Below are 22102 nucleotides of genomic sequence, written 5' to 3' on the forward strand. Positions count from 1 at the left end.
CGACGCATGGGCGGCCGTCACCGGCGGGCGGCGCGCCCGCGGCGGCGCCGCGCAGCTCGTCTACGCGGGACGCGCCGCCGGCGTCCCGGTCGCGATTCTCCGCAACGGCGACCGGCTCGCCCGCTACACGCCCGGCCGGTCGCTGGACGTGGTGACGGCGGGTGGCGACCCGTCCGCCCCCATCGCCCTCGGCGGCGGCCGCTACCTGCTCGCCCCCTGGGACCGGCGCGCCGAGACCCTCACCGGGAAGGCCGTCGACGTCCGCGACGGGGTGACCGCGCCCGCACTCGCCCGCACCCCCTGCGGCCGGGGCCCCGTCCTGCGCCTGAAGGGCCCGGACGGCCGCCGCACCGTCGGCGACCTCGGCGGCCCGCGCGCCGCCGTCCTCACCTACCACTCGCCCGCGTACCGCCCGCCCGTCACCGAGCCCGCGGCGCCGACCGCGCTGGGGCCGAAGGGGCTGGCCCTGTGGGAGCGCCTGAGCTGCCTGACCGGACCGGTGCCGGGGCCCGTCACCGAGGCGATGGCGTGGGAGTTCTGGTCGGGCGACCTCCCGCACGGCGGTGCCGCCGCCGGCTGGGTGTGCACGCGGCTGACCTCGCCCGCCGGCGCCACGACCCGGGCGACGCTCATCGGTGCCCGCGACGCGAAGTCCGCGGAGGACGGGAGCGTTCGGGCGGCCGCGGTGCAGTACCCGACGGGCGCCTGCGACGACCGGCGTCCCGTCAGCGGCACCTGGTGGCAGGCGCCGACCGGCCGCTGGTACTACCTGGCCGCCGCCGCGCGGGGCCTCACCCCGCGCGCCGAGGGGCCGTTCCGCACGTCCGGCACCGACGACCGGCTGTTCGTCGCCACCCCCGCCGACCCGGCGAGCCGCCCGGGCGCCGCCGTGAGCCTGACCGCCCGCTGACCCGGCCCCGCCGACCTGCCCACGCCGCTATGCTGCACGCCCGCCCCGTGAGGCCGCGCCCCGGTCGCGGCGCCCGCCCCGGGTCTCGTTCGCCGCGGGGCGCCGGGCGATCGGCGGGCGGATCCCGGTCAGCGGGCGCTTACCGGGATCGTGCACACTAGGGGCACCGAACGTGGTTCAGGTGGGCGCGAAAGGGGTCGCAGATGGGCAAGGGGCCGCTCTCCGGAGTACGGGTGATCGAGCTGGCCGGGATCGGGCCGGGTCCGTTCGCGGCGATGCTGCTGGCCGACCTCGGCGCCGACGTGATCCGGGTGGACCGGGCGTCCGCCGTGGCGGGCCGCGGCGCGACGGGCGGCACCGACTTCACCAACCGCGGCAAGCGGTCGATCGCCGTCGACCTCAAGAGTGAGAAAGGCCGTGAGGTGGTGCTCCGCCTCGCGGAGAAGTCCGACGTCCTCCTGGAGGGGTTCCGGCCGGGCGTGACCGAGCGCCTCGGCGTCGGCCCGGACGACTGCCTGGCCCGCAACCCGAGGCTCGTCTACGGCCGGATGACCGGCTGGGGGCAGGAGGGCCCGCTCGCGCAGAGCGCCGGGCACGACATCGGCTACATCGCCGTCACCGGCGCGCTGCACGCGATCGGCCGGGCGGGCGGCCCGCCGCAGGTGCCGCTCAACCTGCTCGGCGACTTCGCGGGCGGCAGCATGTACCTCGTCGTCGGCGTGCTGTCCGCGCTGCTGGAGGCGAAGACGAGCGGGCAGGGCCAGGTGGTGGACGCGGCGATCGTGGACGGCACCGCGCACCTGTCCACGTTCATCCACGGCTTCCTCGCGGGCGGCATGTGGCAGGACCAGCGCGGCGTCAACATGCTCGACACCGGCGCGCCCTGGTACGACGTCTACGAGACGGCGGACGGGAGGCACGTGGCCGTCGGGGCGATCGAGCCGCAGTTCTACGCCGAGTTCCTGCGCCGCATCGGCCTGGACGGCGAGGACCTGCCCGGCCAGCACGACCGCGACGGCTGGCCCGACCTCCGCGAGCGGTTCGCCGCCGCCTTCAAGGCCAGGACGCGGGACGAGTGGGCCGAGGTGTTCCTGCCCGGCGACGCCTGCGTGGCGCCCGTCCTGTCGATGGCCGAGGCCGCCGAGCACCCCTACAACACGTCCCGGGACGTCTTCCCCGAGCTCGGCGGGCACCGCCAGCCCGCCCCGGCGCCGCGCTTCTCCCGGACCGCCGCCGCGACCGACGGCGTGCCCGTCCTGCCCGGCGGCCAGACCCGCGACGTCCTCACCGATCTGGGCTTCGACGACGTGGACGACCTGCTCGCCGAGGGCGCCGTCGTCCAGGGCTGACGCGGGACGCGGTGGCCGCGCCGCCCGGGCGCGGCCACCGCGGGCCGGGATCACGGCGCGACGCGCTCCTGGCGGGAGCCGTCGCGCAGGCCGATCGACATGACGTCGCTCGGCCCGTCCAGCTCCAGCCGGTGCCAGCGGCCGCGCGGGACGATCACCGCGGAGCCGGCGGGCAGCGCGACCATCTCCTCCTCGCCGCCGGGCTCCTCGGGGCGGAAGTAGATCCGCAGGCCGCCGCCGCCCAGGCAGAGCACGGCCTCCTCCGACGCCGGGTGCACCTCCCAGTGGTCGGAGTGGACGTCCTCGTCCGTCTCGACGTGGAACGCCGCGGCCTGCCAGCCGCCGGAGCCGGTCGTCATGCGCGGCGGCCCGGCCTGGACGGAGCCGTCCGGGAGGAAGGTGAGGGCGGACGACAGGACATCGATCGGTTCCGTCATGAGGGTGTTCCTTCCAGTCGCTTCCCGGTGGTCCCGGGAACGGGCGGGGCGTCCTGCCGGGATCGCGGCAGGACGAGGACGGCCGCCGCCGCGGCGGCCAGGAAGAGGACGGCGCCCGCGGCGAGGCCGAGCGCGTAGCCGTCGTTGAGCGCGGCCGGGCCGGTGGCGTCCCCGGTCCGGTTCGCGGCGGCGGTGGCGAGCGCGGCGAGGCCGACGCAGCCGCCGAGCTGCCGCGCGCTGTTGAGGACGCCGGACGCCATGCCCGCCTCGCCGGGCGCGACGCCGGTCGTCGCGGCGGCGGCCACCGGCGCGAGCACCAGGCCGACGCCGACGCTGGCGACCAGGGTCGGGCCGAGGACGTCCGTGACGAACCCGCCGTCCGGGTCGCACAGCGCGAACCAGGCGAGGCCGGCGGCGGCGAGGAGCGCGCCGGGGACGAGCGACGCGCGCGGCGACCGGCTCGCCCCCGCGCGGGTCGCGATGACGGTGCCGGCGACGGCGCCGCAGGAGAACGGCAGAAACGCGACGCCGGTGGCGGCGGCGCCCATGCCGAGGACCTGCTGCATATAAAGGGACGCGAAGTAGAACGCGGAGAACTGCCCGGCCGCCGCGAGGAACACGATGAGGTTGGCGCCCGCCACCCACCGGCTCCGCAGCAGCCCGGGCCGGACGAGCGGCGCGGCGGAGCGCGTCTCGGCGAACGCGAACCCGGCGAGCAGCACCGCGGCCGCGGCGAGCGTGAGCAGCGTCGCGGGCGACGTCCAGCCGCGGGTGCCGGTGCCGACGACGCCGAACACCAGCAGCCCGATCCCGCCGGTCGCGAGGACCGCGCCGGGCACGTCGAGCCGCTCGCGCCGCGCGGGGACCGCCCCGGCCGGCACGCCCGCCGGGACGAGCGCGAGGGCCGCGGCGACGATGGGCAGGTTGACCAGCATCACCCAGCGCCACCCCGCGTACTCGGTCAGGACGCCGCCCGCGAGGACGCCGAGCGCGCCGCCCACCGCGTTCACCGCGCTCCAGACGCCGAGCGCGCGCACCCGCTCGCGTCCCTCGGGGAACGTGGTGGCGAGCATCGCGAGGGCGGCGGGCGCGACCGCGGCGGCGGCGAGCCCCTGCCCGGCGCGGGCGGCGACGAGCTGCCAGGGCGCCTGCGCGAGGCCGCCCGCCAGCGAGCAGATCCCGAAGCCGGCGAGGCCGAGGACGAACAGCCGGCGCCGTCCGTAGAGGTCGCAGGCCCTGCCGCCGAGGAGCAGGAACCCGCCGAACGTGAGCGCGTAGACGTGCACGACCCAGGCCAGGCCGACCGGCGCGAAGCCCAGGGACGTGCGGATCGCGGGCAGGGCGACGTTCACCACCGCCATGTCCAGGGCGACGACGAACTGGGCGACGGCGACCGCGGCGAGGACCACCCCGGGCCGCCCTCGTGAGTTTCTATACATGTAAGAAAAATAACCCGGACTCCCGCCCGCCGTCCACACCGGGCCGCGGCGATCGGCGATGATGGGGGGCATGCCGCAGCCGTCCGCCCAGCGCAGGGGCCGTCCGCCCCGCATCTCCCGCGAGGAGATCGTCGAGACCGCCCGCCGGATCGTGGACGCCGAGGGCGTCGGCCGGCTGACGATGCGGCGGCTGGCCACGGAGATCGGCAGCACCCCGATGGCGCTCTACCACCACGTCCGCGACAAGGACGAGCTGCTCGTCCTCCTCCTCGACGACTACGCCGCCCGGATGCTGCGCAGGCCCGACCTCCCGCCGGACCCCCGCGAGCGCGTCGTGGCCGTCGCGGGCACGATCCACGCGATGCTCGCCGGCGTCCCGTGGATCGTGGAGGTGCTCACCGCCGACGACCTCCTCTCGGAGGCGGCGCTGTGGTTCACCGAGCAGATCGTGGACGGCCTGGTCGCGTGCGGCCTCACCCCCGACGACGCCGTCCGCGGATACCGGACGATCTGGTACTACACGGCGGGGGAGATCATGGTCCGGGCCGCCTCCACCCGCCGCCGCGAGCGCGACGACCGCCCGACCTACCGCGAGCGGGTCTTCGGCGGCATCGACCCGGCGGAGCTGCCCCGGCTGTCCGCGCTGGCGGACCGCTGGGCCCCGCTGACCGCCGAGGACACCTACCTCGACGGCCTGCGGGCCCTGGTGGACGGCCTCGTCGCCCGCGCCGGCACCGCCTGACCCGCGGCACGGCGCCCCCGCAGGTCAGGCGCCGTCGCCGGGGAAGGGTTTGTGAATCGGCTGACAATGCCCCGGCCCATTTAGCGTGCCGCCTCACAAGACTGCGCCGAAAAGCGGCCGTAACTTGTGGGCACCTCAGGTGAACGACGGCGCCGAAGACCCACCCCGACCCCACGACGAACCGACGGCCGGACCCCCTTTTCCCGCCGCCCCGGCACGAGCCCGCGGCGTCCCACGGCGGGGTCCGGTCTCCTTTCGCCGTGCCCGTACGAGGAGAAGCACATGCGTTTCGGACGCCTCCGCTCCTGGGCCGTCGTCGCCGCGACGATCCCCGCCGCCCTGGGCCTGACCAGCATCGCGGCGCCCGCCCACGCCGAGACGAGCCCGGAGGGCGCGAACGACTGGAACTGCAAGCCCTCGTTCCTGCATCCCAGGCCGGTCGTCCTCGTCCACGGCACTTTCGAGAACATGGCGTTCAACTGGCAGAAACTGTCCCCGGCGCTCAAGAAGGCGGGCTACTGCGTCTACGCGCTCAATTACGGCGGCCCCAAGGACGGCCCGATCCAGGGGATCAATGACATCCCGACGTCCGCCGGGGAGCTGTCGGCGTTCGTCGACAGGGTGCTCGCCGCGACGAAGACGTCCAAGGTCGACATCGTCGGGCACTCGCAGGGCGGCATGATGCCCCGCTACTACATGAAGTTCCTCGGCGGCGCCGCCAAGGTCAACAAGCTGGTCGGCGTCGTGCCGTCCAACCACGGCACGAGCCTGTCCGGCCTCGTGCAGCTCGGCAGCCTGCTCGGCATCACCCAGGCCGTCGTGAAGGCCGCCCCGGCCGCCGGCCAGCAGATCACCGACTCCGACTTCCTGAAGAACCTCAACGCCGGCGGCGACACCGTCGCCGGCCCGACCTACATCGTGCTGGCCACCAAGTACGACGAGGTCGTCACGCCCTACACGTCCGAGTTCCTGAACGGCTCGAACGCGCAGAACGTCCTGCTCCAGGACAAGTGCCCGAACGACACCAACGCCCACGTCGGCATCGCCTTCGACCCGGTGATGATCAAGTTCGTCCTGAACTCGCTCGACGTCTGGGGCCCGTACTGGCCCATCGACTGCAACAACCCCCTCGGCTGACACCGCGAAGGCGGCGCCCGGCGGTCCTTTCCGCCGGGCGCCGCGCCGCGCCCGAACCCTCTGACGGGAGTCGAATACGGTCTACATGTGGCGGACGACCGGCAAGGAAGGGCGGGCATGGCGGACGAGACGGAGCGGCTGGCGGGCTTCCTGTACGAGATCGGGCTCCTGAAGCGCTACAAGCGCACCGGCTGGCTCGTGGCGGGCGTGCAGGACCCCGAGAGCATCGCCGACCACTCGTTCCGCACCGCGGTGATCGCGAGCGTCCTGGCCGCGATGGAGGGCGCCGACCCCGAGCGCGCCGCGCTGCTGAGCCTCTTCCACGACAGCCAGGAGACGCGCCTCACCGACCTCCCCTACGCGGCCAGGCCGTACGTGACGAAGGCGCCGAACGAGCACGTCACCGAGCACCAGACGCGCGGCCTCCCGGAAGCGGTCAGGTCCATGATCACGGGCGCCGTCGCGGAGTACGAAGGCAAGGCCGGCGCGGAGGCGCTGTGCGCCCGCGACGCGGACAAGCTGGAATGCCTCCTCCAGGCCATCGAGTACCGCGAACACGGCAACCAGAACACGCAGCCGTGGATCGACAGCTCCCTAGCCCAACTCCAAACCGCGTCCGCCAAACGCCTAGCCGAACAAGCCCAAAAGACGGGCACCCTAGCCTGGCTAGACCACCCCCCGAACGACGATCGCGCGGGCTAGAGGCCGAGGCGTTTGGCGGCTATTTCGTTCATGATCTCGTTGGTGCCGCCGCCGATGCCGAGGATGCGGGCGTCGCGGTAGTGGCGCTCGACCTCGGACTCGCGCATGTAGCCCATGCCGCCGTGGAGCTGGACGGCCTCGTGGACGACGTGCTCGCACGCGTAGACGGCGGTGTTCTTGGCGTAGGCGGTCTCGGTGAGGACGTCCTCGCCGGCCGCGTGGCGCTCGGCGACGGAGCGGGTGTAGGCGCGGGCCACGTCCACCTGCCGCGCCATCTCGGCGATCTTGTGCCGGACGAGCTGCCGGGACGCCAGCGGGCGGCCGAACGTCTCGCGTGCCCGGACCTGCTCCAGCGTCAGGTCGAGGCAGCGCTGCGCGGTCGCGTAGGCCTGCACGGCGAGCGACAGGCGCTCGGTCACGAAGTTCTGGACGATCTGGACGAACCCGCTGTTCTCCGCGCCGATGAGGTTGGCGGCGGGCACCCGGACGTCGCTGAAGGCGAGTTCGGCCGTGTCGGAGCAGAGCCAGCCCATCTTGCGCAGCGGCTTCGAGACGGTGAAGCCGGGGGCGCCCTTCTCGATGACGAGGAGGGAGACGCCGCCGAAGCCGGGGCCGCCCGTCCGGACGGCGGTGGTGACGAAGTCGGCGCGGACGCCGGAGGTGATGAACAGCTTGGCGCCGTTGACGACGTAGGCGTCGCCGTCGCGGACGGCGGTGGTGGTGATCCCGGCGACGTCCGAGCCGGCGCCGGGCTCGGTGACGCCGAGCGCGCCGATCATCTCGCCGGCGAGGACGGGCCGCGCGAACCGGTCGACGAGGCCCGCGTCGCCGGACGCGATGATGTGCGGCAGCGCGATGCCGTGGGTGAACAGGGACGCGACGACGCCGCCGGAGCCGCCCGCCTGGATGATCTCCTCGGCCACGATCAGCGCGTCGAACAGGTCGCCCCCGGACCCGCCGGCCTCCTCCGGGAACCCGGCCCCGAGCAGGCCCGTCTTGGCCGCGGCGCGGTGCAGGTCGCGGGGGAGCTCGCCCGCGTCCTCCCAGTCCGGGAGCGACGGGACGATCTCCCGGACGGTGAAGTCGCGGACCAGCCGGCGCAGCTCCGCGCGCTCGGGGGTGTTCCAGGGGCTCAACGCGTCTCCTCGATCGCCGGTATTGACCCGGAATCTAACAGGCGACGGCGGCGGACCAGAGGTCGAGGGCCTCGTCGATCTGGTCGGCGGTGACGATGAGGGGCGGGATCATGCGGACGACGTTGCCGAACGCGCCGCAGGTCAGCAGGAGCAGGCCGCGGTCGGCGGCGGCGCGGTGCGCGCGGGCCGCGGCGGCGGGGTCGGGCTCGCCGTCCGGCGTCGTGAACTCGCTCGCCTGCATGAGGCCGAGGCCCCGCACGTCGCCGATCGCCGGGTGCTCGGCGGCGGTCTTGCGGAGGCCGTCGTTGAGCCGCGCGCCGAGGCGTGCCGCGTTCGCGACGAGGTCCTCGTCGCGGATGACCTCCAGGGTGGCGAGGGCGGCGGCGCAGGCGACCGCGTTGCCGCCGTAGGTGCCGCCCTGCGAGCCGGGCCGCCCGCGCTCCATCAGCGCGGTGGGCGCCGCGATGGCGGAGAGGGGGAAGCCGCTGGCCAGGCCCTTCGCGGTGATGAGGACGTCGGGACGTGCGTCGGTGTGCTCGTGGCCCCAGAACCGGCCCGTCCGGCCGAAACCGGTCTGGACCTCGTCGACGACGAGCAGGATCCCGTGCCGGTCGGCGCGCTCGCGGAGCCCTTCGAGGAAGCCGGGCGGGGCGGGGATGTAGCCGCCCTCGCCGAGGACCGGCTCGACGACGAACGCGGCGGTGTCGGCGGGGGCGCTGGCGGTGGCGAGCAGGTAGTCGAGCTCGCGGAGCGCGAACCGGGTCGCCTCGCCCTCGTCCCACCCGTAGCGGTAGGCCTGCGGGAACGGCGCGACGGCGACGCCCGGCATCAGCGGGCCGCTGCCCGCGCGGAACTTGGTGCCGGCGGTGGTGAGCGCGGCGGCGCCCATCGTGCGGCCGTGGAAGCCGCCCTGGAACGCGACGATGTTCTGCCGCCCGGTGGCGTGCCGGGCCAGCCGGATCGACGCCTCGACGGCCTCGCTGCCGCTGTTGAGGAAGAACAGCGCGTCCAGGCCGGGGGGCAGCACCTCGCCGAGCGCCTCGGTGAGCCGCAGCAGCGGCCGGTGCATCACCGTCGTGTACTGGCCGTGGATGAGCGTCGCGACCTGCTCCTGCGCGGCCGCGACCACGCGCGGATGGCAGTGCCCGGTGCTCGTCACGCCGATGCCCGCGGTGAAGTCGAGGTACCGGCGCCCCTCGGCGTCGTACAGGTGGACGCCCTCGCCGCGCTCGGCGAGGACGGGGGTGGCCTGCTTGAGCAGGGGTGACAGCTGCGCCATGGTTTCCTCCCAGGACGGGTCAGGACGGGCGGAGGCGTTCGATCGACTCGGTCATGTGCTCCTCGATGAGGCGCAGCAGCCGCTCCTCCTCGCCGTCGGAGATCGCGTCCACCAGGCGGCGGTGCTCCTCGACGAGCTCGGACGGCTCGGGGTAGGTGTCCTGGAGCGCGTTCAGGCACATGCGGGTCTCCACGAGGAGGGTCTGCGCCATCCGCTCCAGCCGCGGGCTTCCGGACGAGCTGACCAGGACCTGGTGGAACGCCTGGTCGGCGTCGCTCATCGCGACCCGGTCGCGCTCGCGGGCGGCGGCGACCAGGGCGTCCAGCGCCTCGGTGAGCCGGAGGACGGCCTCGCCGCGGTTGCGCGCCATGACGAGCCGGCACGCGGCGCGCTCGATGGCGAGGCGGGTGAGGTAGACGTCCTCGACGTCGTCCTGGTCCAGAGTGATCACGAAGAGCCCCCGGTGCGGCTCGCTGACCAGCAGCCCCTCCTGGACGAGCCGCTGCATCGCCTCGCGCAGCGGGCCGCGGCTGATGCCGAGCCGCGCGGCCAGCTCGGTCTCGCCGAGCTGCGCGCCCGGCGCCAGCGAGCCGTACATGATCGCGGAACGCAGCTCGGCCGAGACGATCTCGACCGTCGACCGGCGGGGGACCGGTTGCAGCTCACCCAATCGGCCCATGCCAGGGCCCCTTTCGTCGTCTGTCAGGGATGTCGTCCCCAGGCTTGGGCCGGGACGGCCGGCGCGGCGGGCCCGCCGGCGAACAGGCGGCCGAGGCCGTCCATCGGGCGGAGCCCGGCGGGGCCGGCCGCGAGGCGCAGGCCCTCCCAGACGCTCACCTGGTTGGCGGTGAGCACCGGCTTGCCGGTCCGCGCCTCCAGCTCGCCGAGCCAGGACACGGTGTGCAGGGCGGTGTCGGGGACGAGCACCGCCTCGGCGTCGGGATGGTCGTTGGCCGCGATGAAGGCGAGGACCTCCGCGCGGCCGAGGGTGCCGACCTCGGCGGCGGTGACGATGCCGCGGCACGACAGCGCGACCACCTCGATGCCGGCGTGCCCGAGGAACGCCGCGAACAGCTCGGCGACGTCGGCGGGGTAGGTCGCGGCGACCGCCACGCGCCGGACGCCGAGGTGCCGCGCCGCGTGGACGAACGCGAACGACGTGCTGGAGGCGGGCACGCCGGCCGCCTCCTGGACGCCCGCGACCTGCGCGGCGGCGCCGTCCCAGCCGAAGACGAAGCTCCCGCTGGTGCAGGCCCACACGGCGGCGCGGACGCCGAGGCCGCGCAGCGCGCGGGCCCCCTCGGCGAGCACGCCGGCGCCGCCGATGTCGAGGAGCGCGTCCACCCGGTGGGCGTCCTCGCGCATGAGCGTGTGCACGACCGGCAGCCGCACGCCGCCGATCGCGCGCTCGATGGCGGGGTAGTCGTCCTCGGCGCTGCGGCCGGGGTAGAGGAAGCCCGCGCTCAGTCCGCTGTACCGCATGTTGTCGACAATCCTACTCTCGGGGATCATGGCTCAGGCGGCCGTGGGCCGGTCGAGCTGCACCAGGAGCTGGCCGGGGCCGGCCGCCGAGCGGCCCATGGCGCGCAGCGCGGCGCACATCGTGACCTGGTTGGCGGTGAGGACGGGCTTGCCGATCATCTGCTCCAGCGGCGCGATGATGTCGTAGGTCGGCACGTTGGTGCAGCTGATGAACACCGCGTCGGCGTCGGGCCGGTCGACGGCGGAGACGGCGCTGACGATCTCGCCGTAGCCGACCTTCCAGATGTGGCTGAGCAGCCCCATCCCGACGGACGCGACGACGGTGATGCCGTGCTCGCCGAGGAACGACACGAGCCGGTCGGTCACCGCGTCGATATAGGGGGTGACGACGGCGACGCGGTGGACGTCCAGCAGCCGCAGCGACTCCACCAGCGCGCCGGACGTGGTCGCCGCGGCCGGCGCGCCCGCGGCCAGCATGGTCCCGTGCAGCGCCAGCTCGCCCGCGGCTCCGCGAATGAAGCTGCCGGACGCGCACGCGTAGGCGACGGCGAGCGGCTCGGGCGCCAGGACGTCCCGGGTGGCCTGCCGGACGATCGAGTGGTCCGACAGGGCGGACGCCATCTCCACGGTCACGGGCACCGGCACGTAGGGCAGCCGGGTCATGAACAGCGAGACGTCGTCGGGCATCCAGCGCCACAGCTCGCGGTCGAGGGCGAAGTCGAACGGCGCGACCACGCCGACGCCCTGCTGGGCGAGCAGTTCGGGCCGCGCGATCAGCGTGGGGTCGAAGGCCATCGGGGCGGCCGCTCAGGACTCGGCGCGGCGGTAGACCAGGCGCTCGCCGACCGCGCCCGACCGCCAGACGTCGTTGCACGCCTCGGCCATGCGGTCGAGGCCGTCCACGATGGTGGCGTAGACGTTCCCGGGCACCCAGCCGACGTCGCCGTTCAGCAGCAGGTTGTTGCGGCCGTAGAAGATCGCCAGGTCGATGACGCCGGGCAGCGCGTCGATGCCCTTCTCCTCCTTGAAGGCGCGGTCGAGCATGCCGCCGGAGAAGGAGAAGTACACGACGTCGCCGGGGATCGGGGTGACGGTCGGGTTCTCCAGCCCGACCTCCTCCTCGGCGAACCGCTCGACCATCGTGTAGACCTCGTTGCGGGCGTACTTGGCGTGGTAGGCGTCGCCGCCGAGGGGCAGGGCGCGCCATACCGCCTCGCAGGTCCGCGGCGCGTCCTTCTCCAGCAGTTCCGCGACGCACGACACGCCGCGCCGTTCCAGTGAGATGGTCATGAGCTTGGCCATGCCGGGCCTCCCCGCGGACAGGGGTGGGCGAGGACGTCGCCACCCGAAAAGGACTTTTCCGTTGGAGCGCTCTGGGATCCGTCCTGGCCCTCGGACAGCGGTTGCGACGGTCTTGCAGCACGTGATCAGTGCGGCGAACTGGGCTTTTCCGCCGCGCTGATTGTTGACAATCCTACGAAGCCTCCATAGCGTGTCAATGCCCTCACCCGTTGCCTTCTTGTTAACTCCCGACCTCCGAAAGTGGCGCCGATGGAGCACGCCTCGCCCCCGACCGGCCGCCCGCCCGACGTGGTGGTGCTGACGGGAGCGGACCCGCCGCCCGGGATGGCGGCGGCCGAGCGGCTGGCCCGCGTCCGGTACGTCCGCGAGCCCGGGCTGGCGGAGGCGCTCGCCTCGGCCGACGCGGTGTTCATGTGGGACTTCCTGTCCGGGGCGCTCGCCGGGGCCTGGCCGGACGGCGGCGGGCCGCGCTGGGTGCACATCGCGAGCGCGGGCGTCGACCGGCTGCTCTTCCCCGCCCTGGTGGACGGGGACGCGGTCGTCACCAACTCGCGCGGGATCTTCGACGAGCCGATCGCCGAGTACGTCCTCGGGCTGGTGCTCGCGTTCGCGAAGGACCTGCCCGGCACCGTCCGGCTCCAGGGCGAGCGGCGGTGGCGGCACCGCGAGACCGAGCGGATCACCGGCGCCCGCGCGCTGGTCGTCGGCACCGGGCCCATCGGCCGGGCGATCGGGCGCCGCCTCGCCGCCGCCGGGCTGCGCGTCTCCGGGGCCGGGCGCACCGCCCGCGCCGCCGACCCCGACCTCGGCACCGTCCATCCGGCCGAGCGGCTGCACGACGCGCTCGCCGAGGCGGACTACGTCGTCCTCGCGGCCCCGCTCACCCCGGCCACGCACCATATGATCGGCGCCGCCGCGCTGGACCGGATGAAGCCGACGGCCCGGCTCGTCAACGTGGGGCGCGGGCGGCTGGTCGACGAGGACGCCCTGGTCGCGGCGCTGCGGGACGGCCGGATCGCGGGCGCGGCGCTCGACGTGTTCGCCGACGAGCCGCTCCCGCCGTCCTCGCCGTTCTGGGACCTGCCGCAGGTCATCGTCTCGCCGCACATGTCCGGCGACGCGGTCGGATGGCGGGACGAACTGGTCCGCCTGTTCACCGACAACCTCGCCCGCTTCACCGCCGGGCGGCCGCTCCGCAACGTCGTCGACAAGCGGATCGGCCACCTCGTCCCGGACGTCCCGGGCGTCCCGGCGGGGACGGGCGGCTCGACCGGGGCGCCGCCCGGCGCGCCCGCGACGCACGCGCACCCGAGGGGGCGGGGATGACCGACGCCGCGGATCTCACCGCGACCGCGCTGCTGGCGGCCTACCGGGACGGCTCGCTGTCCCCGGTCGAGGCGGCGGAGGCCGTCCTCGCCCGGATCGACCGCGACGACCCGAAGATCAACGCGTTCTGCCTGGTCGACGCCGAGGGCGCGCTCGCCGCCGCGCGCGCGTCGGCGGAGCGGTGGCGGCGCGGCGCGACCCTCGGGCCGCTGGACGGCGTGCCCGTCTCCATCAAGGACGTCCTGCTCACGCGGGGGTGGCCCACCCTCCGCGGCTCCCGCGTCATCGACCCGGCCGGCCCGTGGGACGAGGACGCGCCGTCGGTGGCGCGGCTCCGCGAGCAGGGCGCCGTGTTCGTCGGGAAGACCACGACGCCGGAGTACGCGTGGAAGGGCGTGACCGACTCGCCGCTCACCGGCGTCACCCGCAACCCCTGGGACCCGTCCCGCACGCCCGGCGGGTCGAGCGGCGGCGCGGCGGCGGCCGTCGCGGCGGGCATGGCGCCGCTCGCGCTCGGCACCGACGGCGGCGGCTCGGTCCGCATCCCCGCCGCGTTCACCGGCACGTTCACGCTCAAACCGACCTACGGCCGCATCCCGCACCACCCCGCCAGCCCGTTCGGCACCCTCGCCCACGTCGGGCCGATGACGACCAGCGTGGCGGACGCGGCACTGCTGCTCGACGCCGTCTGCGCCCCGGACGCCCGTGACTGGTCGTCGCTGCCGCCGCCCGCCGTCCCGTTCACTGTGTCTGGCGGGCCCGCCGATCTGACCGGGCTGCGCGTCGCGTTCAGCCCGGACCTCGGGTTCGCCTCGGTGGACCCGGAGGTCGCCGCGTCCGTGGCCGCCGCCGCGGAGGCGTTCGCAGAGCTCGGCGCCGAGGTGGAGCGGGCCGATCCGGGCTTCGCCGACCCGGTGGACGACTTCGAGGCCCTCTGGTTCGCCGGGGCCGCCAAGGTCGTGGAGCACCTGCCGCCGGACGAGCGCGCGCGGCTCGACCCGGGGCTCCAGGAGGTCTGCGAGCAGGGCGCCCGGCTGTCCGCCGTCGCCTACCTGACCGCCACCGCCCGCCGGATGGAGCTCGGCCGGATCATGGGCCTATTCCACGAGCGCCACGACCTGCTCCTCACCCCGACGCTGCCGATCGCGGCGTTCGAGGCGGGCGCGGAGGTCCCGGCCGGGTCCGGCGCCCGCCGCTGGACGGGCTGGACGCCGTTCACCTACCCGTTCAACATGACCCAGCAGCCCGCCGCGAGCCTGCCGTGCGGCTTCACCGCGGACGGCCTCCCGATCGGCCTCCAGGTCGTCGGCGCGCGGCACGCCGACGCGCTGGTGATGCGCGCCTGCCGGGCCTTCGAGGAGGCCCGCCCCTGGACGCACCGACGCCCCACCCTCTAGCCGCCCTCCGCCGACCGTCCGCCGGGTGACCCGTTCGGGGCGGGCATTGCGCGGGTGGGCGCGAGTGTCTAGGGTCCCAAGCAAGCATTCGCTTGGCATCCCCGGGAGGGCCCATGCGCCGCGGCGTGTACCTGCTCGAAGAGGTCGAGTTCCATCCGATGAACTCCCGCAGGCCGCTCGACTACCTCCGCTGGCTCACCCGCTACAAGCGGGAGGACGACGCCCTCGCCGCGGGGGAGCACGAGCTCACCGCGGGCCTGTCGATCCGGTCCCGCGAGATCGACCTGGTCGGCGCGTTCTACGCGGTGGGCATCACCGGGCACCCGCAGTTCAAGGTCGTCACGCTCTGGGACTGCCACGGCGGCTGGGACGGCGGCTGGCGGCAGATGCTGGAGATCTACGACGACGTCCAGGAGAACCTGTTCCTGTCCGACATCGACGACCTGCGGTTCGGCGCGTTCTCCCGCCCGCTCGGCGCCGCGCCGGGGAGCCCCGCGATCGCCGACCTGCTCGCCGAGGGGTACGCGGCGCCGCTGTACCTGTTCGAGAGCGCGCAGGTCCGGCCCGGTGCCGCGCTGGACTACCTCGCCGCCGTCCGCGAGGTCCGCGCGCCGCTGCTGGCCGACCACGGCCACCGGCTCGTCGGCGCGTACGAGGTGCAGTTCTGCGACAGCGAGGTCGTCACGCTCTGGGGGACGGACATCGACGCGCACCTCGGCCTCCAGCGCGCCCGCGACGCCGCGCTCGGCATGGACGACGAGGTCGAGCCCGACCACCGGCTGGTGAGCTGGCGCAAGCAGGCCCGCGAGCACCTCGACGGCCCGTGGCGCGAGACGCTGCTCAGCCCGTACCCGGGCAGCAAGCTCGCACCCCGCTGAGACCCGGGCAACCCTGACGTTCGGTGGCCCTGAGGTTCGGGCGGCCCTGGTACTCGGGCAGCCCTGAGGTCGGGCGGCCCTGAGGCCGGGGCAGCCCTGAGGCCAGGTGGCCCTGGTACTCGGGCGGTCAGGCTTCGCCGGCGCGCCCGTCCAGCTCTTTGCGCGCCTTCTTGGCCTTCCGGCGGCCCTTGCGCTTCACGTCCACCCCGCCCCAGAACGCCAGCCCGGACACGACCACGCGGGGTGCTCCCGGGACGCCGGGTCCGCTCGCGCCGTGGTCGAAGCCGCCCATGATCCCGATGCCCGTGACGTGGACGGCGATGTCGTCGGGCACGATGATCTCGACGCCGCCCATCACGGCCAGCGCGCGGATCCGGACCTCGCCCTCGGCGAACCGGGCGTCGCGCAGGTCAATCTTCCCGCCGCCCCAGAAGGCGAACGCGGTGAACCGGCGGGGGACGTTCCACACGCCCGTCCGCTTGAACGCGCTCATGATGGCGACGCCCCACGTCCAGGACGGCGCGTCCGGGGCGGGGCCGTAGCGGACGGCGCGGGGCGCGGTCGGGTCCGCCGCCGTGGCGGGCACCGGGAGGTCGCGGGTGATCGGCTCCAGGTCGGCGTAGGTCTTGGCCGCGTACACCGCGTCGAGGCGCTGGTCGAGCTCGTCCAGGGTGAGGCGCCCCTCGCCCGCCGCGTCGCGCAGCACCTGGGCGACCCGCTCGCGGTCCCCGTCGGAGGCGCGCATCTCCGGCAGGCCGGGCGTACCGGGACGGTCGGGGAGGTTCGTCATGAGACGAGCCTAGACCGGCGAAGCGGTCCGAGCGGTGGGTCTCACGTCCCGGCGAGCTTTTCGACGACCGGTGTGAACGCGTCGAGGTCCCGCTCATGGTGCAGGACGTAGTAGGTCAGGCCCAGGTCCTCCCGCCACCGCAGCAGCCGGTCGCAGATCTCGTCGGTGCTCCCGGTGAGCACCTGCGGCGTGTCCGCCTGCGCGGACGGGTCGGCGGCGCTCCACGCCTCGGTGCCGCGCTCGGGCCCGATCCGCAGCACGGACGTGCCGAGCTCGACGTCGCCGAACCGCGCGCCCGCCGCGTCCCGGACGATCTCGATCTTGCGCTGGAACGCGCCGGGGCCGCCGTCGGAGGCGTCCGGGCCGGTGCCGTCGGCGCGGACGCGCATCGTGAGGTTGACGACGTCGGCCTCCCGGGCGGCGAGGCGCAGCATCCGCGGGCCGCCCCCGCCGAGCATCAGCCGCGGGCCGGGCCGCTGGACGGGCACGGGGTCCTGCTCCAGCGCGTCGATCCGGTAGTGCTCCCCGGCGAACGAGAACGGGCCGCCGCGCCACAGGCCCTTCAGCACCGCGATCGCCTCGGCCAGCCGGTCGACGCGGACGCCGGGCGGGTCCAGCGGCAGGCCCGCCGCGTCGTAGTCGCCCGCCATCCAGCCGGTGCCGAGCCCGAACTCCAGCCGCCCGTCCGACAGCACGTCCACGGTCGCGGCCTCCTTCGCGAGGACGGCCGGATGCCGGTAGTCGTTGGCGAACACCAGCGTGCCGACGGTGAGCCGCTCGGTCGCGCAGGCCGCCGCGGTCATGGCCGCGACCGGCGCGAGCCGCGGCCCGACGAGATGGTCCGGGACGAGCAGCGCGGCGTAGCCGGAGTCCTCCAGGCGGCGCGCCTTGGCGGCCCACTCGCGGCCGGACCCGGCCGTCCTCAGCACGGCGGCGAAGCGGAACGGTCGCGGGCGGGGCGGTCGCGGGGCGAGCGGTCGCATGGCGCCGAGCATATACCAAGCGCTTGCTCGTCAACCCTCCCGGCGCTACCGTTCCGGGGAGACGGATCGCCTCCCCGGTGAAGGGCTGGCCCATGGGCGTATCGGCAATGCAGGCCCCCGTGCGCGACGTGACCGGCGACGAGATCGCGCACTTCCGGTCGCGGGGCTGGGCGCGGCTGCCGGGCCTCGTCGGCGCGGGCTTCGTCGCCGACCTGCGCGAGCGGGCCCTGGAGCGGTTCGCCGAGCGGCGCGGCGCGTTCCGCAACAGCTTCGTGGACCAGGCGTTCGGCCAGGACCGCGACATCGCGCGCCACGACGAGGCGTTCGCCGCGCTCGCGCTGTCCCCGGCGCTCGCCGGCGGCGTCCGGCGGCTGCTCACCGGCGTCGACGCCGTCCGGCTCCAGGTCACCAACCTGCTGATCAAGGAGCCCGAGACGGACGGGGGGCAGGAGGGGCACGGCGCGACCGTCTTCCACCAGGACTTCCCCTGGATGCCGATGGACCGCGCCGCCATGCTCACCGTCTGGCTCGCCCTCGACGACGTCCCCGCCGACATGGGGTCGCTGCGCTTCTACGAGGGCTCGCACCTGCACGGGCCGCTCGGCCGCAGCTTCGTCCGGGACGGCGACGACGCGCTCAGCCAGCATCCGTGGCTGGAGGACCTCCCCCTCTCCCCGCCGCTCGACCTCGCCGCGGGCGACGCCACCGTCCACCACAGCCTGGTCGTCCACGGCGCGTCCGCGAACCGCCGGGACCGCCCGCGGCTGTCGTTCACCGCCACCTACTTCGACGCCGAGGCGCTCTACACCGGCGCGCCCTACGGGCAGACCGACGGGCTCGGGCTCACGGTCAACGCGCCCTTCGACCACCCCCGCTTCCCCCGGGTGCCGCGATGACGGAGACGACGATCGAGACGGTGCGCGGCGCGATCGCCGACCCCGGCGCGACGCTGATGCACGAGCACGTGTTCGGGCTCAGCCCGGAGATCTTGTGGAACTGGCCCGACATCCCCGAAGGCTGGGACCTGGAGGAGCGCGCCGCCGAGGCCGCCGCGAAGCTGGACGCGCTGAAGGCCGCCGGGATCGACACGATCGTGGACCTCACCGTCGTCGGGCTCGGCCGCTACGTCCCGGCCGTCCAGCGCGTCGCCGAGCGGACCGAGGTCAACATCGTCGCCGCGACCGGCCTGTACACCTACGACGCGCTGCCGCCCTACTTCGGCAACCGCGGCCCCGGCTCCCTGTTCGGCGGGCCCGACCGGCTCGCGGAGTTCTTCGTCCGCGACATCACCGAGGGCATCGGCCGGACGGGCGTGAAGGCGGGCATGCTGAAGTGCGCGACGGGCCGCCAGGGGATCACGCCCGGCGTCGAGCGGGTGATCCGTGCCGTCGCCCAGGCGCACCGCGAGACGGGCGTGCCGATCACCACGCACAGCGAGTCGTCCACCCGCAACGGCCTCGACCAGCAGAAGCTCCTCGCCGAGGAGGGCGTGGACCTCTCCCGCGTCGTCATCGGCCACGCGGGCGACTCAACCGACCTCGGCTACCTGGAGGAGCTCCTCGCCGCCGGCTCCTACCTCGGGATGGACCGCTTCGGGATCGAGTTCACCTCGTTCGAGGACCGCGTCGCGACCGTCGCGGCGCTGTGCGAGCGCGGGCACGCCGGCCGGATGGTCCTGTCGCACGACTCGTACTGCTTCAACGACCGCTTCGATCCCGAGGTCGTCCGGGAGCGCCACCCGAACTACCACCTGCTGCACATCTCCCGGGACGTCCTGCCCGCCCTCCGCGCGCGCGGCGTCACCGAGGACCAGATCCGGCAGATGCTCGTCGACAACCCGCGCCGCATCCTCGGAGGCAGCCCGTGACCGAAGCGATCGAGACCTCCGCGACCGGCGGCGCGGCGGACGCGGCGGACTTCGACGTCGCCGCCGCCTGGCACGTCGCCGACCCCTACCCGTTCCTGCGCAGGCTCCGGCACGAGCGGCCGGTGTTCTGGAGCGAGCACCTGTCGATGTGGGTGCTCACCCGCTACGCCGACGTCCGCGCCGCCTACCGCGACAACGCCCTGTTCTCCAGCGTCGGGTCCCTGACGATCTCGCGGACGCTGACGCCCGAGGTCAAGGAGCTGCTCGGCGAGCACCGCTCGTTCCTCGACGACTTCGCCGCGAACGTCGACCCGCCGAAGCACACGCGCATGCGGCGCGCGATCTCCCGGGCGTTCACGCCGCGCGCGGTCGCCCGCCTCGGCGACGCGTTCCGGCGGCACATGGACACCGTCCTCGACGACGTGGTCCCGCGCGGGCACGCCGACTTCGTCGCCGACATCGCCCACCTGCCCTCGGCCCGCCTCGCCGCCGCGTTCATCGGCGTCCCGCCCGAGGACGAGGAGCGCGTGAAGCACTGGGTGCTGTCCTGGTTCCAGCTGTTCCTGTCGCCGCAGCCGCCCGAGCGCCAGCGCGAGCTGGCGGGCGACTTCCTCAAGTACCTCGACTATGTCGACCGCCTGGTCACCGCGCGCCGCGCCGAGCCCCGCGACGACTTCGTCTCCCTCATGGCGGAGCTGATCGACACGGGCCCGGACGGGCTGTCGCACCGCGAGGTCGTCGAGACGATCAGCGCGCTGCTGCTCGGCGGCAACGACACCGTCCCGAACGCGCTGTCCAACGCCGTCCACCGGCTGATGCGCGAGCGGGCGGTGTGGGAGGAGGTCGTCGCCGACCCGTCCCTGGTCCCCGGCATGATCGAGGAGACGCTCCGGATCGACGGCGCCAGCCTCGGCAGCTTCCGCACGGCCACCCGCGACGTCACGCTGCACGGCGTCACGATCCCGGCGGGCGCGCAGGTCCTCCTGCACGCCGACTCCGCCGCCCACGACGAGACCGTCTTCCCCGACCCGGAGCGCTTCGACGTCCGCCGGCCGAACGCGCGCGAGCACATGGTGTTCGGCTACGGCGTGCACCACTGCGTCGGCGCCGCCCTCAGCCGCCTCAAGCTGGAGATCGCGTTCGAGCGGCTGGCGGCGCGGCTGCCGGACCTGCGCGCCGCGCCCGGCGAGGTCGCCTACCGCCGCAGCCTCGTCGGCCGCGGCCTCGTCGCCCTGCCCGTCTCCTGGACGCCCTGACCGGGCATTCCTCCCGCCGCGGTTCAGCGGCGGTCGATGCTCGGGTCAAGTTCGGGCAGGGGGCGCGGGCCGTCCGGGCATGGGCGCGCGCGTGCCGGTATCCATGATCATGTTCCTGCGGAACGTTCGCAGGTCGGATCCGGTATTACGTGTGAGAACCCAGGGGGACACGAGATGAAGCGACTGGCAGCGGCCGGTGTACTCGGGCTGGCCGTCGGCGGCGCCGTGCTGAGCGCCTCGCCGGCGCTGGCGGGAGAGGACCCGCAGACGACCCAGGTCGTCGGCATCCAGACCTGCCGCAGCGTCGACGTCGCGGCGGTCATCGCCGTGGCCGTGCACAACATCCTCGGCGTCGACAAGGAGCAGGGCGACTGCGCCAGCGGCTCGACGACCGACTCCGGCAACGGCCACGCCAACGGCAACGGCAGCCTCAACCGCTGACGGGCCGTTCGCGGGGGCGGAGTCCCGTGGACGAAGGGGGGAGGGGTCGCTCCGGCGGCCCCTCCCCTCCGCGTCACCGGGGTCGGCCGGTGTCACCGGGACGGGCCTGTGTCACTGGGGCGGGCCCTCGGTGAGGTGGACGTCGGCGGCGGTACGGCCGCCCTCCGGCGTCGTCCACTCGATCGCGACCGTGTCGCCCGGGTGGTGCGCGAGCATCAGCTCGGTCAGCGTCGCGGGGGAGTCGACCGGCCGCCCGTCCAGGGACACGATGGTCGCGCCGACCGGGATGCCCGCGGCCTCGGCCGGGGTCCCGGCGACGACCTCGGCGACCAGCGCCCCGCCGCCCGTGCCGCCGCCCGTACCACCGCTCGTGCCGCCGCCGCGGACCTTCACGCCGAGCAGCGCCGTCCGGCCGATGTGGACGGTCCGCGACGCCTCGCCGCGCCGGATCTGGCCGGCGATCTCCAGCGCCCGGTCGGAGGGGATCGCGTAGCCGCGGTGCGCGCCCTTCTGCTTCAGCTCGTAGCCCGCCGACGCGGCGGTGTTGATCCCGATGACCCGGCCGGCCGTGTCGAGCAGCGGCCCGCCGGAGTCGCCCGGCTTGATCGGGGCGCTGGTCTCGATGAGGCCGGTGAGCCGCTCGGAGCTGCCGTCGCTCTCGTCCCGGGCGGTGACGGTCTGGTCGAGGGCCGTGACGCGGCCCGTGACGACCGTGGGGGTGCCGCCCTTGCCGCCCGCGTTGCCGACGGCGGTGACGGGGTCGCCGATCCGCACGCCGGACGCGCCGCCGAACGCGGCGGCCTTCAGCCCGGACGCGCCGGACAGCCGGATCACCGCGATGTCGCGGGTCCGGTCGTAGCCGACGATCTCCGCGGGGTAGGAGCGCCGGTTGTCGGTGTCGGTGCCCTTGATCGCCGTGGCGCCCTGGATGACGTGGTTGTTGGTCAGGACGAGGCCCGACGGGTCGAGGACGATGCCCGTCCCGGCGGCGCGCGTGCTGTTCAGCCCCTGCTCGGTGTCGATGTTGACGACGCCGGGGCGCCGCCCGCTGGGCTTGGCCTTCGTGCTCGGCGACGCGATGACGGGCGCCGGGACGTCCTCGGGGCCCTCGTTCTGGGTGACGCGGCAGGCGGGCGAGAGCAGCGCGAGCAGGGCCGTCAGCGCGGCCGCGACGGGCACGCGCGCGGCGCGGCGGCCGCGGTGCCCGGGATGTGCGTTCACCGGCGTCCCTCCCTCCCGCTATTTCACC

At 74.6% G+C, this 22102-nt stretch carries 22 protein-coding genes and 1 pseudogene; 12 read left to right on the forward strand and 11 right to left on the reverse strand.

The window, feature by feature from the left end; all coding sequences use genetic code 11:
• Together E1300_RS50400 and E1300_RS29755 are read left to right on the forward strand one after the other, a co-directional pair.
• Nucleotides 1-910, forward strand: a pseudogene (locus E1300_RS50400) (hypothetical protein); the annotation flags it as partial.
• Nucleotides 911-1113: 203 nt separating this feature from the next.
• Complete coding sequence (locus E1300_RS29755; RefSeq protein ID WP_131760413.1) at nt 1114-2259, forward strand: CaiB/BaiF CoA transferase family protein; 1146 nt, start codon at nt 1114-1116, stop codon at nt 2257-2259.
• Between the two features lie 50 nt (nt 2260-2309).
• On the opposite strand, the gene E1300_RS29760 is transcribed toward E1300_RS29755, so the two are convergent.
• Both E1300_RS29760 and E1300_RS29765 read right to left on the reverse strand, forming a co-directional pair.
• On the reverse strand, nt 2310-2696 hold the full coding sequence (locus E1300_RS29760) for a cupin domain-containing protein (RefSeq protein WP_131760414.1): 387 nt from the start codon (nt 2694-2696) through the stop codon (nt 2310-2312).
• Nucleotides 2693-4135 carry an MFS transporter gene (locus E1300_RS29765; RefSeq protein ID WP_131760415.1) on the reverse strand — a complete coding sequence of 481 codons (1443 nt, stop codon included), beginning with the start codon at nt 4133-4135 and terminating at the stop codon, nt 2693-2695. The genes E1300_RS29760 and E1300_RS29765 overlap by 4 nt, the downstream gene beginning before the upstream one ends.
• A gap of 70 nt (nt 4136-4205) precedes the next feature.
• Between E1300_RS29765 and E1300_RS29770 the strand changes: the two genes are divergently transcribed.
• The 3 genes from E1300_RS29770 (at nt 4206) to E1300_RS29780 (ending at nt 6716) form a co-directional block, all read left to right on the forward strand.
• Nucleotides 4206-4877, forward strand: a complete 672-nt coding sequence (locus E1300_RS29770; RefSeq protein ID WP_131760416.1) for a TetR/AcrR family transcriptional regulator — start codon at nt 4206-4208, stop codon at nt 4875-4877.
• 282 nt (nt 4878-5159) lie between these two features.
• The gene (locus E1300_RS29775; protein ID WP_131760417.1) at nt 5160-6014 is read left to right on the forward strand and encodes an esterase/lipase family protein; all 855 of its coding nucleotides are present in this window, start codon (nt 5160-5162) and stop codon (nt 6012-6014) included.
• Nucleotides 6015-6131: 117 nt separating this feature from the next.
• Nucleotides 6132-6716 carry an HD domain-containing protein gene (locus E1300_RS29780; RefSeq protein WP_131760418.1) on the forward strand — a complete coding sequence of 195 codons (585 nt, stop codon included), beginning with the start codon at nt 6132-6134 and terminating at the stop codon, nt 6714-6716.
• On the opposite strand, the gene E1300_RS29785 is transcribed toward E1300_RS29780, so the two are convergent.
• From E1300_RS29785 to E1300_RS29810, 6 genes are read right to left on the reverse strand one after another with little or no spacing between them, the layout of a single operon-like run.
• A complete protein-coding gene (locus E1300_RS29785) occupies nt 6713-7852 on the reverse strand; it encodes an acyl-CoA dehydrogenase family protein (protein ID WP_131760419.1) in 1140 nt (379 codons plus the stop codon). The two genes, E1300_RS29780 and E1300_RS29785, sit on opposite strands and share 4 nt — an antisense overlap.
• 34 nt (nt 7853-7886) lie before the next feature.
• Nucleotides 7887-9131, reverse strand: a complete 1245-nt coding sequence (locus E1300_RS29790; RefSeq protein ID WP_131760420.1) for an aspartate aminotransferase family protein — start codon at nt 9129-9131, stop codon at nt 7887-7889.
• A 19-nt stretch (nt 9132-9150) separates the two neighbouring features.
• Nucleotides 9151-9810 (reverse strand): GntR family transcriptional regulator, encoded by a 660-nt coding sequence (locus E1300_RS29795; RefSeq protein WP_131760421.1) that lies wholly within the window; start codon nt 9808-9810, stop codon nt 9151-9153.
• Between the two features lie 23 nt (nt 9811-9833).
• On the reverse strand, nt 9834-10613 hold the full coding sequence (locus E1300_RS29800) for a maleate cis-trans isomerase family protein (protein ID WP_131760422.1): 780 nt from the start codon (nt 10611-10613) through the stop codon (nt 9834-9836).
• Nucleotides 10614-10646: 33 nt separating this feature from the next.
• Complete coding sequence (locus E1300_RS29805; RefSeq protein ID WP_131760423.1) at nt 10647-11408, reverse strand: maleate cis-trans isomerase family protein; 762 nt, start codon at nt 11406-11408, stop codon at nt 10647-10649.
• Between the two features lie 12 nt (nt 11409-11420).
• Nucleotides 11421-11903: a DUF3830 family protein gene (locus tag E1300_RS29810; protein ID WP_207400035.1), complete on the reverse strand. Its 483-nt coding sequence runs from the start codon at nt 11901-11903 to the stop codon at nt 11421-11423.
• 261 nt (nt 11904-12164) lie between these two features.
• On the opposite strand from E1300_RS29810, the gene E1300_RS29815 reads away from it, so the two are divergent.
• The 3 genes from E1300_RS29815 (at nt 12165) to E1300_RS29825 (ending at nt 15516) form a co-directional block, all read left to right on the forward strand.
• Nucleotides 12165-13241: a D-2-hydroxyacid dehydrogenase gene (locus tag E1300_RS29815; RefSeq protein ID WP_131760425.1), complete on the forward strand. Its 1077-nt coding sequence runs from the start codon at nt 12165-12167 to the stop codon at nt 13239-13241.
• Complete coding sequence (locus E1300_RS29820) at nt 13238-14638, forward strand: amidase (RefSeq protein WP_131760426.1); 1401 nt, start codon at nt 13238-13240, stop codon at nt 14636-14638. Before E1300_RS29815 ends, E1300_RS29820 begins: the two co-directional genes overlap by 4 nt.
• 113 nt (nt 14639-14751) lie before the next feature.
• A complete protein-coding gene (locus tag E1300_RS29825) occupies nt 14752-15516 on the forward strand; it encodes a hypothetical protein (protein WP_131760427.1) in 765 nt (254 codons plus the stop codon).
• 127 nt (nt 15517-15643) lie between these two features.
• Here E1300_RS29825 and E1300_RS29830 read toward each other — a convergent pair whose 3' ends face one another.
• Complete coding sequence (locus E1300_RS29830) at nt 15644-16306, reverse strand: DUF1707 SHOCT-like domain-containing protein (RefSeq protein WP_242619465.1); 663 nt, start codon at nt 16304-16306, stop codon at nt 15644-15646.
• Nucleotides 16307-16347: 41 nt separating this feature from the next.
• The gene (locus tag E1300_RS29835; protein ID WP_131760428.1) at nt 16348-17289 is read right to left on the reverse strand and encodes a TIGR03621 family F420-dependent LLM class oxidoreductase; all 942 of its coding nucleotides are present in this window, start codon (nt 17287-17289) and stop codon (nt 16348-16350) included.
• Between the two features lie 92 nt (nt 17290-17381).
• Here E1300_RS29835 and E1300_RS29840 point away from each other — a divergent pair, with 92 nt between their 5' ends.
• The 4 genes from E1300_RS29840 (at nt 17382) to E1300_RS29855 (ending at nt 20853) form a co-directional block, all read left to right on the forward strand.
• Nucleotides 17382-18185: a phytanoyl-CoA dioxygenase family protein gene (locus tag E1300_RS29840; protein WP_131760429.1), complete on the forward strand. Its 804-nt coding sequence runs from the start codon at nt 17382-17384 to the stop codon at nt 18183-18185.
• Complete coding sequence (locus E1300_RS29845) at nt 18182-19156, forward strand: phosphotriesterase family protein (RefSeq protein ID WP_131760430.1); 975 nt, start codon at nt 18182-18184, stop codon at nt 19154-19156. Before E1300_RS29840 ends, E1300_RS29845 begins: the two co-directional genes overlap by 4 nt.
• Entirely contained in the window at nt 19153-20412 is a 1260-nt protein-coding gene (locus E1300_RS29850) for a cytochrome P450 (protein ID WP_131760431.1), read from the forward strand. The genes E1300_RS29845 and E1300_RS29850 overlap by 4 nt, the downstream gene beginning before the upstream one ends.
• A 174-nt stretch (nt 20413-20586) precedes the next feature.
• Nucleotides 20587-20853: a hypothetical protein gene (locus tag E1300_RS29855; protein ID WP_131760432.1), complete on the forward strand. Its 267-nt coding sequence runs from the start codon at nt 20587-20589 to the stop codon at nt 20851-20853.
• A gap of 111 nt (nt 20854-20964) precedes the next feature.
• On the opposite strand, the gene E1300_RS29860 is transcribed toward E1300_RS29855, so the two are convergent.
• Complete coding sequence (locus E1300_RS29860) at nt 20965-22074, reverse strand: S1C family serine protease (protein ID WP_131760433.1); 1110 nt, start codon at nt 22072-22074, stop codon at nt 20965-20967.
• Nucleotides 22075-22102: the final 28 nt, after the last annotated feature.

Source organism: Actinomadura fibrosa (assembly GCF_900659615.1).
Taxonomy (GTDB): Bacteria; Actinomycetota; Actinomycetes; order Streptosporangiales; family Streptosporangiaceae; genus Spirillospora; species Spirillospora fibrosa.

Excerpts from the sequence above, each read along its gene's own strand:
- E1300_RS29830 (WP_242619465.1), bottom strand. The coding sequence starts at position 16,306 with ATGACGAACCTCCCCGACCGTCCCGGTACGCCCGGCCTGCCGGAGATG.
- E1300_RS29840 (WP_131760429.1), top strand. The coding sequence starts at position 17,382 with ATGGGCGTATCGGCAATGCAGGCCCCCGTGCGCGACGTGACCGGCGAC.
- E1300_RS29780 (WP_131760418.1), top strand. The coding sequence starts at position 6,132 with ATGGCGGACGAGACGGAGCGGCTGGCGGGCTTCCTGTACGAGATCGGG.
- E1300_RS29815 (WP_131760425.1), top strand. The coding sequence starts at position 12,165 with ATGGAGCACGCCTCGCCCCCGACCGGCCGCCCGCCCGACGTGGTGGTG.
- E1300_RS29790 (WP_131760420.1), bottom strand. The coding sequence starts at position 9,131 with ATGGCGCAGCTGTCACCCCTGCTCAAGCAGGCCACCCCCGTCCTCGCC.
- E1300_RS29800 (WP_131760422.1), bottom strand. The coding sequence starts at position 10,613 with ATGCGGTACAGCGGACTGAGCGCGGGCTTCCTCTACCCCGGCCGCAGC.
- E1300_RS29810 (WP_207400035.1), bottom strand. The coding sequence starts at position 11,903 with ATGACCATCTCACTGGAACGGCGCGGCGTGTCGTGCGTCGCGGAACTG.
- E1300_RS29835 (WP_131760428.1), bottom strand. The coding sequence starts at position 17,289 with ATGCGACCGCTCGCCCCGCGACCGCCCCGCCCGCGACCGTTCCGCTTC.
- E1300_RS29820 (WP_131760426.1), top strand. The coding sequence starts at position 13,238 with ATGACCGACGCCGCGGATCTCACCGCGACCGCGCTGCTGGCGGCCTAC.
- E1300_RS29755 (WP_131760413.1), top strand. The coding sequence starts at position 1,114 with ATGGGCAAGGGGCCGCTCTCCGGAGTACGGGTGATCGAGCTGGCCGGG.
- E1300_RS29760 (WP_131760414.1), bottom strand. The coding sequence starts at position 2,696 with ATGACGGAACCGATCGATGTCCTGTCGTCCGCCCTCACCTTCCTCCCG.
- E1300_RS29770 (WP_131760416.1), top strand. The coding sequence starts at position 4,206 with ATGCCGCAGCCGTCCGCCCAGCGCAGGGGCCGTCCGCCCCGCATCTCC.
- E1300_RS29825 (WP_131760427.1), top strand. The coding sequence starts at position 14,752 with ATGCGCCGCGGCGTGTACCTGCTCGAAGAGGTCGAGTTCCATCCGATG.
- E1300_RS29805 (WP_131760423.1), bottom strand. The coding sequence starts at position 11,408 with ATGGCCTTCGACCCCACGCTGATCGCGCGGCCCGAACTGCTCGCCCAG.
- E1300_RS29845 (WP_131760430.1), top strand. The coding sequence starts at position 18,182 with ATGACGGAGACGACGATCGAGACGGTGCGCGGCGCGATCGCCGACCCC.
- E1300_RS29775 (WP_131760417.1), top strand. The coding sequence starts at position 5,160 with ATGCGTTTCGGACGCCTCCGCTCCTGGGCCGTCGTCGCCGCGACGATC.
- E1300_RS29855 (WP_131760432.1), top strand. The coding sequence starts at position 20,587 with ATGAAGCGACTGGCAGCGGCCGGTGTACTCGGGCTGGCCGTCGGCGGC.
- E1300_RS29765 (WP_131760415.1), bottom strand. The coding sequence starts at position 4,135 with ATGTATAGAAACTCACGAGGGCGGCCCGGGGTGGTCCTCGCCGCGGTC.
- E1300_RS29795 (WP_131760421.1), bottom strand. The coding sequence starts at position 9,810 with ATGGGCCGATTGGGTGAGCTGCAACCGGTCCCCCGCCGGTCGACGGTC.